The 13529-nt window shown below is 69.6% G+C and carries 12 protein-coding genes and 2 pseudogenes; 9 read left to right on the top strand and 5 right to left on the bottom strand.

The features are described 5' to 3' along the window. Positions 1–203 precede the first annotated feature (203 nt). The 3 genes and pseudogenes from IE313_RS33185 (at position 204) to IE313_RS33175 (ending at position 2878) form a co-directional block, all read left to right on the top strand. Positions 204–971, top strand: coding sequence for an enoyl-CoA hydratase/isomerase family protein (locus IE313_RS33185; RefSeq protein ID WP_189938853.1), 768 nt, complete (start codon positions 204–206; stop codon positions 969–971). Positions 972–979: 8 nt separating this feature from the next. Further along, on the top strand, positions 980–1792 hold the full coding sequence (locus IE313_RS33180) for a maleylpyruvate isomerase N-terminal domain-containing protein (protein WP_189938851.1): 813 nt from the start codon (positions 980–982) through the stop codon (positions 1790–1792). Between the two features lie 214 nt (positions 1793–2006). Further along, positions 2007–2878, top strand: a pseudogene (locus IE313_RS33175) (SDR family NAD(P)-dependent oxidoreductase). A gap of 552 nt (positions 2879–3430) precedes the next feature. Here the strand turns inward: IE313_RS33175 and IE313_RS33170 are convergent. Next, positions 3431–3865: a DUF6228 family protein gene (locus IE313_RS33170; protein WP_189938849.1), complete on the bottom strand. Its 435-nt coding sequence runs from the start codon at positions 3863–3865 to the stop codon at positions 3431–3433. Between the two features lie 99 nt (positions 3866–3964). On the opposite strand from IE313_RS33170, the gene IE313_RS33165 reads away from it, so the two are divergent. Then, positions 3965–4782 (top strand): IS5 family transposase gene (locus IE313_RS33165; RefSeq protein WP_373317117.1). Its coding sequence is split into 2 segments (ribosomal slippage): positions 3965–4312 and positions 4315–4782, totalling 816 coding nucleotides; the frame shifts between segments, so codons are not numbered across the junction. A 9-nt stretch (positions 4783–4791) separates the two neighbouring features. On the opposite strand, the gene IE313_RS33160 is transcribed toward IE313_RS33165, so the two are convergent. Beyond that, the gene (locus IE313_RS33160; protein WP_189938845.1) at positions 4792–5376 is read right to left on the bottom strand and encodes a DinB family protein; all 585 of its coding nucleotides are present in this window, start codon (positions 5374–5376) and stop codon (positions 4792–4794) included. 386 nt (positions 5377–5762) lie between these two features. On the opposite strand from IE313_RS33160, the pseudogene IE313_RS33155 reads away from it, so the two are divergent. After that, a pseudogene (locus IE313_RS33155) lies at positions 5763–6633 on the top strand (IS5 family transposase). A gap of 49 nt (positions 6634–6682) precedes the next feature. Here the strand turns inward: IE313_RS33155 and IE313_RS33150 are convergent. Beyond that, on the bottom strand, positions 6683–7285 hold the full coding sequence (locus IE313_RS33150; protein WP_229925160.1) for a TetR/AcrR family transcriptional regulator: 603 nt from the start codon (positions 7283–7285) through the stop codon (positions 6683–6685). A 140-nt stretch (positions 7286–7425) separates the two neighbouring features. Between IE313_RS33150 and IE313_RS33145 the strand changes: the two genes are divergently transcribed. Next, positions 7426–8052 (top strand): stage II sporulation protein M, encoded by a 627-nt coding sequence (locus tag IE313_RS33145; RefSeq protein ID WP_189938843.1) that lies wholly within the window; start codon positions 7426–7428, stop codon positions 8050–8052. Beyond that, a complete protein-coding gene (locus IE313_RS33140) occupies positions 8045–8698 on the top strand; it encodes a hypothetical protein (protein ID WP_189938841.1) in 654 nt (217 codons plus the stop codon). The genes IE313_RS33145 and IE313_RS33140 overlap by 8 nt, the downstream gene beginning before the upstream one ends. Before the next feature lie 1047 nt (positions 8699–9745). On the opposite strand, the gene IE313_RS33135 is transcribed toward IE313_RS33140, so the two are convergent. Beyond that, the gene (locus IE313_RS33135; protein ID WP_189938840.1) at positions 9746–10321 is read right to left on the bottom strand and encodes a hypothetical protein; all 576 of its coding nucleotides are present in this window, start codon (positions 10319–10321) and stop codon (positions 9746–9748) included. 505 nt (positions 10322–10826) lie between these two features. On the opposite strand from IE313_RS33135, the gene IE313_RS35820 reads away from it, so the two are divergent. Then, the gene (locus tag IE313_RS35820) at positions 10827–11081 is read left to right on the top strand and encodes a hypothetical protein (protein ID WP_229925159.1); all 255 of its coding nucleotides are present in this window, start codon (positions 10827–10829) and stop codon (positions 11079–11081) included. A 67-nt stretch (positions 11082–11148) separates the two neighbouring features. On the opposite strand, the gene IE313_RS35815 is transcribed toward IE313_RS35820, so the two are convergent. Then, positions 11149–11370, bottom strand: coding sequence for a hypothetical protein (locus tag IE313_RS35815; protein ID WP_229925158.1), 222 nt, complete (start codon positions 11368–11370; stop codon positions 11149–11151). Between the two features lie 440 nt (positions 11371–11810). Between IE313_RS35815 and IE313_RS33125 the strand changes: the two genes are divergently transcribed. Continuing rightward, positions 11811–13277, top strand: coding sequence for an NF041680 family putative transposase (locus IE313_RS33125; RefSeq protein ID WP_373317118.1), 1467 nt, complete (start codon positions 11811–11813; stop codon positions 13275–13277). The last annotated feature ends 252 nt before the right edge of the window (positions 13278–13529 follow it).

Below are 13529 nucleotides of genomic sequence, written 5' to 3'. Positions count from 1 at the left end.
CACGACCGCCCGGACACCAGGCGCCCCGGGCCAGGTCCCGCGCCCGTCCAGGGGGCGCTGGCGGTCGGCGCCTGAGGCATTGGCGACGCTGATAGCCGCCCTCGGCAGGCCCTCTGGCCTGGCACTATGCGTCCGGGAGTGATCGGGGTTGAGTAGGAGACACAGGGCGGAGCGACCGCCCGGACCTTCACCGAGGAGCTTCCATGTCCGAGCAGAGCCCCGCTTACTTCACCGCGTACAAGAACCTGGCGATGAGCCGGACCGCCTCGGGCGTGCTCACGCTGCGCATCCACACCGACGGCGGACCCGCCACCTTCACCGGTGAGACCCACACTGACCTGCCCCGCGCCCTCTTCGAGATCGGCGAGGACCGCGACAACCGTGTACTGGTCCTCACCGGCACCGGCGACCGCTTCATGACCGACATCGACGGCGCCAGCCTGGGCGACATCACCAAGCCCGCCAACTGGGACCGCACCGTCGCCGAGGGCCGCCGAGTCCTCCAGCGCCTGGTCGACCTGGAGATGCCGATCATCGCCGCCGTGAACGGGCCCGCCACCGTGCACAGCGAGTACGCACTGCTCGCGGACGTGGTCGTGGCGGCCGACACCACCGTCTTCTCCGACTTCCCCCACCTGACCTTCGGCATCGTCCCCGGCGACGGCATCCAGATCGCCTGGGAGGAGGCCCTCGGCGTCAACCGGTCCCGATACCTCACCCTGACCCAGGGCTCGTTCACCGCCGAGCAGGCCGAACGCTGGGGCGCCGTCGCCGAGGTACGCCCTCTGGAAGAGGTGCTGCCCCGCGCCCAGGAACTCGCTGAGGACCTGGCCACCAAGCCTCAACTGCTCACCCGCTACCTGGCCGTCACCCTGCGCCAGCGCATCAGCCGCCGCATGGCCGAGGGCGTGCAGCTCGGCATGGCCCTCGAAGGCCTCACCGCCGCCGACCTCGCCTACCAGTCGAAGTGAGTACCGAGATGACGGCCCGCGTGCCCCCCGCCGGGGCGCCGAACGGTGCCGAGCGCTGGCTGCGGGCGCTGCGCGCCAGCTCCGAGCGTCTGTCCGGTGCCGCCGGCACCCTGACGAAGGCGGAGCTGGAGCGCCCCTCGATGGCGGCCGGATGGAGCGTCGCGGCGGTACTCTCCCACCTCGGCAGCGCCGCCGAGATCTGCGCCAACCTGCTGGAGAGGGGCATCGCGGGCGACGAACGCGGCCCCGTGCGCAAGGAACTGGAGCCCGTGTGGGAACGGTGGAACGCCCTGCCGCCGCTCGCCCAACGGGAGGCGTGGCGGGCCGCCGACGCCCGCCACCTCGGCCTGCTGGGATCCCTCGGCCGGCGGGAGCACGAGTCGGTGCGCGTCCCGTACTTCGCCGGACTGCTCAGCGTCCCGAACTACATCGGCTACCGGCTTTCGGAGCAGTCCCTACACGCCTGGGACGTCGAAGCCGCCCTGCACCCGGGGAAAGCCATCCCCGCGCCCGAGGTCGCGCTGCTGTGGGAGCGGCTGGACCTCGTCGCCACCCGCTTCCGCAACCCGGGCACCCTGCTGCGCCTGGCGCCCGCACAGCTCACCGTCGCCCTGACCGACCCGGCCAGGACCCTGCTGCTCGACCTAGGCGCCGAGTTGCACCTGTATCCCTGTGAGCCGAGCCGCCCGGTCGGCGCAGTCACGGGCACGGCCGAGGCGGTACTGCGGCTCGTCTACGGCCGCAACCGGCTGGAGGACGACGTCCGGGTGAGCGGGGCACTCGCCCTGGACGACCTGCGGTCCCTCTTCCCGGGGTTCTGACCCCGGCCGCCACGGGCGCCGGCGGCCCGCACGCCACGGGACCCCTCCCACCGGGGCCCCGCGCCGACCCGTCCGCCCCCCGGCCCGCCCCGACTCTGCGGTCTCGACTCTGCGACCGCCGGCCCCCGCCGGGCGCCGGGAGGCCGGCCCGCCCGGCCGGTCGGGCGTCCGCAGAACCCCACCCACCCTTCAGTCCTGAAGGGACACTCCTGTCATGACCACCACTGCCCCTACCTCCACGACCGCCCCTCTGTCCGGCAAGGTCGCCCTGATCACCGGTTCGACCAGCGGTATCGGTGCCGCCACCGCTGCTGTGCTCGCGGAACGCGGCGCGCACGTTCTGGTCTCCGGCCGGGACGCCGTCCGGGGCGAGACCGTGGCCGCCCGCATCCATGAGCAGGGCGGCAAGGCCGACTTTCTCCCCGCCGACCTCGGCGACGCCGACGCCGTCCTCGACCTCGCCCGCCGCGCCACCACCGCGGGCGGTGGGCAGGTCGACATCTTGGTCAACAACACCGGCATCTTCCCCTTCGGCGACGCCGACGCCGTCCTCGACCTCGCCCGCCGCGCCACCACCGCGGGCGGTGGGCAGGTCGACACCTTGGTCAAGAACACCGGCATCTTCCCCTTCGGCCCCACCGACCAGGCCACCGTCGACGTCATCGACCAGGTCCATGCCGTCAACGTCCGCGCCCCCTTCCTGCTGGTCGGAGCCCTCGCACCGGGGATGGCGGAACGCGGGTTTGGTGCGATCGTGAACGTCACGAGGATGGTCGCCGAGTTCGGCATGGCCGGCATGGCGCTGTACGGTCGAGCAAGGCGGCGCTGAACCTGCTGACGAAGGCGTGGGCGGCCGAGTTCGGCGGGCGGGGAGTGCGGGTCAATGCGGTCCAGCCCGGCCCCACCCGCACCGAAGGCACCGCAGGGATGGGCGAGGACCTCGACGGCCTCGCCGCGCAGGGCCCGGCCGGGCGTCCCCCCGACCCGGCCGAGATCGCCGCCGCCATCGCCTACCTCGCCGGCGATGAGGCAGGCTTCGTGCACGGCGCGATCCTGCCGGTCGACGGAGGCCGCACCGCCGTCTGACACCCGCGCGCGAACCAGCCGGTGATACCCGCCCCTGGTCGGCCCAGTCGCCGCCCCGCCCCCACCGGCGCGCCACACAAGACTGAAACCTCGCTTGGGACCACAGGCTCCGCCTACGCTGCGAATCCGACCAACGCCAAGGGACGAGGGAAGACGGCTGGCCGGTGTGTGACCCCACGGAATTTGAAACGGGGTGGGCTCTCCGATGGCCTCTGAACTGCACTATTCCATGAAGTGAGAGAGCTACCGGGTGCCCAGCGAGGCCGTTTTCGACCGGGGGAATCAGACGGCGGGGAAGCGGGGCGCACCTCTGGCATGCCGTCTGGCCAGGGACGTTTCAAGAGCTGCGACCGTGTTCGAAAGTGGATGAGACCGCTATGAGGAGCTGCGGTCTTGTATGAGGAGCTGCGGTCTTGAGCCGGCCTGCAGAAGGGGACGGAATCCGTTCGAATGTGAGCCGAAGCACGGTAGTTGTCACATAGGCAGGCTGGTTGTCACCGACGGCGTTGTGGGCGGTTCTCGATTTAGAGGTTGTCTCACGTGGTGGCTCAGCTATCCGACCGTGCTCGTGAGAAACATCTGGAACCCTGCGGCGAGGTTTCGCATCTCCTCGCCGGCCGCATGCACGGTGGTGGTCTCGAAGTGCCACTCCTCGGACGGAGGCCGGTCGTGGATGCCCCACGTCAGGTGGACGTAGCCGCCCGGGCGGTGTTCCGCCGAGATCGTCAGGTCGCGTTCCAGGGAGCGCCAGCTGCGCGCTCCTTCCCAGCCGCGGAAGTCCTCGGCCAGTGAGGAAAGGAAGGTGTCGAGGCCGTCGCCGTCCCACGTCCGCACCAGGGTCTCGATGCTCACCCACTGCCCGCGAGCTTTCACGAGGAAGTCGAGTGTGGGGTCTTCCCCATAGGGTCTTGTCGGCTCGGAGAAGAGCAGGTGGACCGGTCTCGGTCCGGGCTCTCCCACGCGTACCGCGGGTCCGTCTTCGGTCATTTGAGCAGGTTAGAAGTCGTGGGGCTCGATGACCAGCTGATATACCCACCCCGCCCCGGCCGCGGGCCGCGGGTGTCGCTTGGGGCATGATCGTCCGTCATGGCTGTGGATCTTGCGCGGGAACTGGTCCCCGATGGGCTGTGGAAGATAGTCGCGCCGCTGATACCGCCGTTCCGGCCCAGACAGCAGGGCGGCGGGACGGTGCCGGTGGCGGACCGGAAGGTGTTCACGGCGGTGGTGTACGTGCTGAGCAGCGGTTGTGCCTGGCGCTACCTGCCGCCGACGTTCGGCACCTCGCCGTCCACTGCGCATCGCCGGTTCACGACGTGGACCAAGGCCGGTCTGTGGCGGCGGCTGCATCGGGCGGTGCTGGACGAGCTCGGTGCCAGGGGCAAGCTGGATTGGACCTCGGCGATCATTGACGCCGCATCCGTCCGCGCGAAAAGGGGGGCTCGCTGACCGGACCGAACCCGGTCGATCGCGGCAAGAAAGGCAGCAAGCTGCATGTGCTGTCCGAAGTCCAGGGCATCCCGCTGGCCGTCGCGGTCTCCGGTGCGAACGTGCACGACAGCCAGGCCTTCAAGCCGCTACTCCTGGGCCTCCCCGCCATACGGTCCCGGCGCGGGCCACGACGACGGCGACCGGTCAAGGTACGCGCCGACAAGGCATACCTCTCTGCCGAACACCTCGCCTGGCTCCGCTCACGACGGCTCATCCCGCGCATCGCGCGCCCGGGGATCGAGTCTGGCGAGCGGCTCGGCCGACACCGCTGGAAGATCGAGAGGTCAATCGCCTGGCTGTTCGGCTACCGCCGCCTTGCCGTCCGCTATGAACGCAAGGGCAGCCACTTCCTCGCCTTCCTGGGCCTCGCCGCAGCTCTCACCTGCTACAAGAAACTCGCGAAACTCACCACGTGAGACAACCTCTTAAGCCTTGATTCGTGCGGCAGACCTGGCGGCCTGCTCGATCTTCGCGCGGTGGGCTGCACGGGCTTCCTCGTCGATCTGCTTCTCGTGTTCAGCGCGCAACCCGGTCCGGCCGTCGAGGCCCTCGCGCAGGATGTCGGCGTGCCCGGCATGCCGGATCGACTCGCCGAGGACATGGACCATGATGGCGAACAGGTTCGTGTTGGAATAGGGCTCCGGCCACCACGGCACGTGGCCGGGGGCGTCGAGGGGAAGCGCGGTGATCGTCGCGTCCGAGTGTTCCCACGTGCGCCGGTAGAACCCGGCGATCTGATCGCGGGTCTCGTCCCCGGCCGCCCACAGATCACTGCCGTCGGAGTCCTGCCACCGGGGCAGCGGTTCCGGGGAAGGCCGGTCGAAGACCTCGCCGAAGTACCTGGCCTCGACGGTGGCCACGTGTTTGACCAGGCCGAGGAGGTTGGTCCCGGTCGCTGTCAAAGGTCGTCGGGCGTCGTATTCAGATAAGCCGTCGAGTTTCCAGAGCAGCGCCTCGCGGTCCCGCCGCAGTCTCCCGTGCAGGTTGTCTTTCGCGAAATCATCGAACATGCGGCATGAGCCTGCCATGGGCTGTTCGTGGTCTCAAGATCCCGTACGCGGTCAGCGATGACTGGCAGGGCCGAGGCCTGGCCATGGCCGCCGCCCTGACCTGCTACGAGAAGCTCGTGAAACTTGCCATGTAAGACAGCCTCTCAGAGGTCGTTTTCATCTCTGCTGTACCGGAATTTTGCATTTTTCGCTATGTGGATCTGCGCTGCCCGTGGGGCTGGGGTGTGGAGGCGGGTTTCGATGGCTGTGTGGGGTGAGGGCTGGGGCGCGATGCTGCTTGCGCCTGTCTCATCCCAACCTGACCGGCGCGGGACCGTACCTGCGCGCCTCCGCGACCACCTTCACACGGCTGGGAGCCTCCGCTCACCCGGCGGTACATCCAGGTCATGGCTGAGCGTCGTGCCTACCCCAGTGACCTGTCCGATGCCCCGCTGGGCACTGATCGAGCCGGTGCTGGCCGCCTGGCGTGCCGAGCGGCGCCGGCATGCTCTGGACAGCGGCCGCCCGCCCGAGCGCGATCTACGCGAGATCATGAACGCGATCTTGTACGTAGACCGTACCGGGGTGCGGTGGCGCTACCTGCCGCACGACTTCCCGCCCTGGGAAACGTGCTACGGCTACTTCGCAAAGTGGCAGAAGGATGGCGTGTTCGCCCAGCTCACCGGCATGCTGCGCAGGCTTTTACGGCACAAGGAGGGCAAGGGCGCCGAGCCGTTCGCGTGTGTGATCGACGCGCAGAGCGTGAAGACCGCCACCAGCGTGCCGGCCGCGGGGCAGGGTACGGACGCGGCGAAGAAGATCGTGGGCCGCAAGCGGAGCATCGTCACCGACACCCTCGGACTGCTCATGACGGTACTGGTCACAGCCGCGAGAGTGCAGGACTCCACTGCCGGCACCGACCTGATCGACCACGTGGCCGCCGCCCATTCCTCAATCCGCAAGGTCTGGGTGGACGGCGGCTACCGCCGCCACCTCGTCGAGCACGCCGCCCGCCTCGGCATCGACATGGAAATCGTCCAACGCACCCCCGGCATCAGAGGATTCACACCGTTGCCGAAGCGGTGGACCGTGGAGCGGACCTACGGATGGCTGATGTTCCACCGCCGCCTGGCCCGTGACTACGAAACCCTCCCCGCCCGCTCCGAAGCCATGACCCACCTCGCCATGACCGACCTGATGGCCCGCCGCCTCACCGGCGAAACCACCGTCTCCTGGCGCGACCCATCAAACCAGGATCAAACGCTGATTCCGGGATAGAACATCGGGAGAAAACGACGTCTTAAAACGGCACGTGGGACTGGGGTCGTCAGAGTCGTTGTTTGAGTACGTGTTCGACGGCTGCGTGCAGAATCTCTGTTTCGGTGGCAAGGAGGGATTCCTCGGAGGGCAGGGCTCTCGCGATTGAGAGTCCGGTGAGGACGGTTTCGAGGTACCTTGCGCGCCGTCCGTTGTCGCCTTCGGGGATGGCGCCCTCGTCGCTGAGGACGGTCAGCCAGTACTCGACACGGCGGTGGGCTTCCTGCTCGATGGCGAGGTAGGCTGCGCGACTCTCCTCGGTCGGTTCGGGCTCGATGTAGGCCTTGAAGATCTCGCGCCAGCCCGCGCGCGCCTGTTCGCCCACTCCCGCGACGGCAAGTACCTGGCGGAGGCAGCCGATCAGCCGTTCTGACGCTGTCACTGTCCGGTCGTGAATCAGGTCGCCGGGGGTGATCAGGTCGTAGATGGCGGCGAGGACGGTGTCCTGCAGGGCGCGCTGCGTCGGGAAGTGATACCTGAGCGAGCCAGTGCTCACCCCGGCCCGTGCCGCCACTGCCCTGACGCTGAGTCTTGCCCCTGGATCCTCCCCGAACATCGTCATCGCTGCGTGGATGATCCTGTCCCGGCTGCTGGTCTGTGTCTCCTGCGTCACTGCAACCACCTCCTCTGACACAGTGTACTAGCACGCTGTGCTACCGTCTCTCGACGGACGGGTAGCACAGTGTATTAGAAGCCGTGCCGAAGCGGCTGGCGGCTGCCTGACCTCGATAAACGAAAGAGACGTGAAAGCCAATGGTTCGCCTCCAGGGGCCGTTCCAGATCATCCGCACCGATCGCCGCGCGTATCTCCTCGTCAACGCCTTCGTCTACGGAACGCTCCTATTGGGCTTGGCGCTGGGCGCACTGTTCCCGAACCTGCATGCCGCGCGGACGGCATCGTTCGCAAACGGCTCCCAGGGAGCGCTTGTGGAGAAGGTTTTCACCCACCCATGGGTGTTCGGCGGGATCATTTTCCTCGTCAACGTGTTCCCGACCGCGTTGCTCCTGATCACCATCCCGTCGCTGGTGATCCCCTTCGCGGGGCTCGCCGTCTTCGCGGTCAAGACGTTCGACCTGGGCCTCACCCTCGCTCCAGTCGACAGGACAACGGCGCTGACCCTCATACCCCACTCACTCACGCTTCTCATCGAGTTCCAGGCCTACGTACTCGTAATGTTCGGCGCGTATCTGCTCGGAAGGTCCTGGCTCCGACCGGCAACCGTCGACGTCACTACACATCGGGAGGGATACGCCTGCGGTCTGAGGCTGCTCGGCTGCCTCTGGCGCCCGGCACTCGCCCTGTTCGTCGTCGGCGCGACTTACGAGGCCTTCGAGATCTACTTCCTCGTACCTCGCGTCCTCGGAGTCGCTCATGGGTGAGTGGAGCCGACGTCGCGCGGCAAAACGGATCAAGCCCGGTACCGGGCGGGAACTGCAGCAGCTCCGCTGGTGGCAGTCCCTCTCACGATCGCTGTACTCGATCGCGCTCGGGCCCGGCAACGGCCGACAGACGGTGTACACCGTCGACGTGCGCCATCGCCGACGGATCATGGCCGACGACGGCAAGGGCACAGCCGACCTCTACCTTGACGGGCGTCATGAGGCTGAATCCAAGCTCCCCGCGGCTTTCCCCGTCCCGGGCGGTACGATCGAGGTCGCCGAGTCCCGATTCGGCCTCAAGCGCTGCCACTACGTCACCGCGGGCGGGCACGAACATCAGCTGACTCCGGACCGCACCTCAGCGGAAGGGCGGCGCGCACACCTCGCCGGCACGCATCCCGTGCTGAGCCGCGCGATCAGCGCGACATCAGTCGTCCTGCTTTTGATCTCGATACTCCTGCTCATCCCGCAAGTCATCGAGGTTGCCTGTAAGTTCCCGCCGGTTGCGGATCGCTTCGGGACCTTCGTCTCGCCCGTTGCGCTTCCGACGTGGCTCAACTCCCTGCTCAGTATCAGCGCCGTGCTGGCCAGCATCGAGCGGGCACTCCGTCTGCGCCACAGCTGGTTCCTCGACACTGTGCGATAGCCACCCTTGCCACCGCGGCGCCGACTGTGGCGAGCGCGGACGCGACCTTCGTCGCCGCGGGCTGGTGCAGGACAGCGGCACGTCGCACTCGGTAGCCGCCGCAAGAACCCACCGCCCAAGGCCTTTGGACACGACAAACCGGAGGCCCTCGCCGTGCCCGCCCCGGCCCGGTAGGCCACCTGGGCGCAGCACGGCCTCTCGGAGGGCACAGCGTCCACATAGGGCGCGGGCGCCGCTACTAAAAATCGCTTCAGTTGGTGGGGCTGCGGTAGTCATCGACGATGAGGTGGATTTTCGATCCGTACCTGCCGCGGTCGGTCGGACCCTGGCCCTGTCCTCGCCCACCGTGCCGTCTGGCAGGCGGGCGGTGGCGACATGGACCCGCTCCGCGGGCCGCAGCGCAGCAGGCGGGCCAACGGCCCGGCCTGCTGCGGTGGCGGTGCGCGCCGGGCTGCCCGGCGGCTCGGCCGGATCCGACAGCGCCTTCACCAGCCGGTACAGCGACGAGCGGGCAGGCAGCCGTACCCGGCCCGGCCCGTGGGCGTCCGCCACGATCTGCTCCGTCAGCTCGATGACCTGCCGGGTGGTGGTCTTCCTCCGCCCCCGGCACTGGCGCAGCACCTCCAGCATGGCGGCCACCACCCGCTCGTCCGTACGCCCGGTGGGCGACGGGCCGCGCAGGTGGCGCTTGTCGACCAGCCCCCACAGCCCCGGCGCCGGCTGCTCGAACCGTACCGCTACGGCGGCCTCCACCCAGCGGCGCTGCACGATCAGTCGCACCGGCCGCGCCGACAGGTCTACCACGTGCGGATTGCGGTCCAGGGCCATCAGATGCGTGCACATCGCCTGCGAACCGTCGACGCCGCCTGGCCGTGAACCGCCCCTCCGCATCTGCCGCGCCTCCAGGCGGCCGCCGTACGACCGCCCGCCCGCCCGGCTCGCCTCGGGCTCGTCGTCCGTGATGACGGCGGTGATCTTCTTCGGCCGGGGGGCGTCCCAACGTCCTGGCTCCGGCAGTGGAGCCGCCGGCTGTTACGGCCGTGGTGTTCAGGCGTTGCCCCAGGCTTCGAAGAAGCGTGCGCGGTCGTCGCCTGCCTCGTGTTGCTGGCGCTTGGCGAGCAGGACGTGCCAGGCGGTGGTCTCGGCGTCGCGCAGCCACAGCTGGCCGAGGTAGCGGGCGCCTGGGATGAGGGTGTCGTGGGCGAGTGCGTCGCCGATCACTTTGGTCACGGCGTCGCGCTGCTGGTCGTCGAGCTCGGCCAGGAAGCTGAGCACGCGGTCGGCGATGCCCGCTTTGTCGCCCCGGGCCAGGCGGTCGAAGAACGGGCCGTCCATGTTGCCGGGGTCGATGTACAGGGCGGCAGTGCCTCCCACCTTCTCCAGCGCCATCCAGAACTCGTCGCCGTCGAGTGTGCCTGGCAGGGGCAGGGCGGCGAAGAGGTCGATCAGATGGCCGTTGGATGCCTGGTTGTAGGAGACGTCGCAGGCTGCCGCGGAAGCGATCTGCGCGACATGTCCGGCGTTCAGTCCTTCGCCCTGGGGCCAGTCCCGTGGGATGTTGAGCTGCTGGGCGAGGTGCTGGGCCAGCTCACCGTCGTTGTCGAGGAATCCCCGGATGATCACAAGTTCCCCCAGGTCAGTGCCAGTTTGGCGTGCAGAGGCGACTCTCATTGCCCTCAGTCTGCCGAATGGGGCGGTGATCCGCTGGGGTGCGCGGACAACGTCTGGAAAGCGCTCATCCGGCGCCGGCGGCATGGGCGCCGTCCAGACCCAGCCCCGTCGTGCGGTGGCGGCGGGCAGTTGCTCACGCTCGTACAGCGGACATCCCCGCGGCCGTGCGCGAACGGGCCCCCGCCGTCGTGGGCGAGCTGGGCGGGGTGCTGTTACGGCTGTGCGTGCCGGTTGTCCGCCGTGCCGGGCCGTGCGGCGGCCCGTCGTACGGTGCCCCGCCGGCGCCGAGGGCAGTCGCCGCATGCCGGGGTCGGCCCGTACCGGGTCGGCGATCTCCCGGGCGATGACGAGGTGGGTGCCGCGCGGCGCCGGGGTGCTGGCCATGTCGTCGTCTGCCGACCGGGCGGATCACCCTACCGGCGGGCGGACGGCCTCCTCCCGGACGGGGTTACAGCCGGTGCTGGTGATGCAGCCGGGGCCCGACACCGATCCACCGGGGGATTCCCGGGGCGGGCAGCGGGGGCAGGCTGTGGCGGGCGGTTTCGGCGGCCAGGGCGCGGGCGAGGCCGGCGCGGATGCTCTCGTCGCCGCGGTGGCCGGCCTCGACGTCGGTGAGGACGCGGCGCAGGGGGCGGGTGCGGATCTCGATCCGGCCGCGGTAGGTGATGCGGACGTGGCTTTCCAGGATTTCGATCCAGGACCAGGCGTCTAACCCGGCGGCGAGGGCGACGCGGTCGATGTGGTCGCCGAGCTGCTCGCCGCCGCCGGTCCAGGCGGTGTTACTGACGCAGTCCGCCGCCGGACAGGGGGACGTCGACGCGCACCAGGGCCTCGGGCTCCATACCGCTCAACACGTCGGCCACCACGGCCTGTTCGACGAGGCGCCGACCGCCATCGGGACTCAGCGCAGGCCCCGGTGCGGGCGCGGGCGGGACGGCGAGGGTCGGCACGGGCAGCCCCATCGGCAGGGGCGGCGAGCAGGACGGCGGGAGCGACGGCACAGCACCCCGCCTGGTCAACGACCCCAGTGCTGGCAGGGCGCGGCCGGCACCGCGGCCCGGGACCGGCATGGCCGTGCCGGCGGCCGCCCGGGGCGTGTGGCGGCGGGCCGGTGTGCGCCCTGTCAGGCCGGTCCGCCCGGCCGTACGGTCGTGGCGGCGCCCCGGCGTTCGGGAGGTCGCTGAAGAGGGTGGGGGAGCGGATGGCGAGGCGGAGCGTGCTCGGTGCGGGGGCGGTGCTGGGTGCCGCGCTCGTCGTACGGCCGGCGACGGCGTGGGCCGCCGAGGACCCGCCGGCGGTCTCGGAGGCCGAGCTCGCCGCGGCCCGCGCCCTGTTCGCGGCGGGCGCCTACGGTCGGCTCGACGAGATACTGCCGCCGCTCCTGGCCGGTGCCGGGCACCGCGTCCGGCAGGGACCGGCCGGCGCCGCCCGCGCGGCCGGGGTGTGGGTGCTCGCCTCCCAGCTGGCGGTCAAGCAGGGCCGTACCGCCGCGGCCGGCACGTACGCGTCTCTGACCGCGAGGGGCGACTCACTGTTCGAGCTGTGCGACGCGCTGCTGTGCACGGACGGGCCGGTGCGGACGCTGGTCGATCTCGCGCTCGCGCCCGAGCACCGACGTGGTCACGGGGCTCTGTACGGTGGACTCAATCAGGGGCAAATCAACGTGGCTCGGCTACGTCGCGCTCTGGCCGGGGTGCCGTTACCGAGGGCGGCGGACGGTCGGCTGGTGCTGGCCGTGGATGTCTCCCCGTGGCTGCGGCCGGACGCCAACACCTGTGCTGGCCTGTCCTTTTGCCACACGTTCGGCCGGGGCGAGGGCAAGCATCAGATGGTGCCCGGCTGGCCGTACTCGGTCGTGGCCGCGCTGGAGACGGGCCGCACCTCGTGGACGGCGGTGCTCGACGCCATCCGCTTGGAGCCCGGCGCCGATGTCGCCGCGGTGACCACGGAGCAGATCCGTGAGGTCGTCGAACGGCTCGTCGCGGCCGGTCAGTGGCAGCCGGGCGACCCGGAGGTCCTGGTCGTGCTGGACGCCGGATACGACGCTCCGCGCATCGCCCACCTGCTGGCTGGGCTGCCCGTCGAAATCCTGGGCCGGCTCCGTTCGGACCGGGTGATGCGACGGCCGGCGCCCTCGCGTGAAGAGTTCTTTCTGGCCAACCCGAAGGGCGGGCGGCTGCTCGAGCACGGTGGCGAGTTCGTCTTCGGCAACCCCGCCACCTGGGGCGCCGAGCAGGCTGTGACGGTCACCGACACCCGGCTTTATGGGAAGGCGAGGGCGCAAGCTTGGGACCGATTGCACCCGCGACTGACCCACCGGGCCGCATGGCTCGACCACGAAGGACCACTGCCCCTCATCGAGGGCACCGTCATCCGTCTGATCGTGGAGAAGCTGCCGAGCGGCGGGGTGAACAAGCCGGTCTGGCTGTGGTGGTCGGGCACCGCCGCGACCGAGGCGGACGTCGATCGCTGCTGGCAGTCCTTCCTTCGACGCTTCGACATCGAGCACGCATTTCGCCTGTTCAAGCAGACCCTCGGATGGACCAAGCCCCGGCTTCGCAGCCCGGAAGCAGCTGACCGGTGGACGTGGTTGGTGATCGCTGCCTATGCCCAGCTACGGTTCGCTCGTCCGCTGGCCGCCGACCTCCGTAGGCCCTGGGAGAAGCCGACGGAGCCCAACAGACTCACCCCCGCTCGCGTCCGCCGCGGGTTCAGAAACCTGCACGCGAAGACCGGCTCTCCGGCCGCTGCACCGAAACCCTCCAACCCGGGACCGGGCTGCCCGCCCGGGTCGAAGAACCGCCGCCCGGCCACACGTCACGACGTGGGCGGGGTCCTTGCAACCGGTGAGCCATACAGTCGCCCAGCCCACCACAAGGCGGGAACCAAACCTCGACGCACAGGATGAACCGCCGCCTCGGCGCTGGGGAAACTGTGCAAGGCGCTGGTCCCATTCCTCCGCTGCCCGCATCAGCTCTGCCCGGCCTGTCTCGATCTCGATCATGTGCTGATAGAGGTCCAGGTCCTCGTCGTGCTGCAGCCATGGTGGCGCGGCCTCAAGCAAGAGATGGACCCGCAGCACAAGGTGAACCGCCCCGGGTTCGGTGGAGAACTCAGACTGTGGTGGTGACCTGGGGTTTTGTGAGTTCGGTGTAGTAGT

It is taken from the genome of Streptomyces sulfonofaciens (genome assembly GCF_014656295.1).
In the GTDB taxonomy this organism is placed as follows: domain Bacteria; phylum Actinomycetota; class Actinomycetes; order Streptomycetales; family Streptomycetaceae; genus Streptomyces; species Streptomyces sulfonofaciens.
This window is presented reverse-complemented; position numbering and strand designations above follow the sequence as displayed.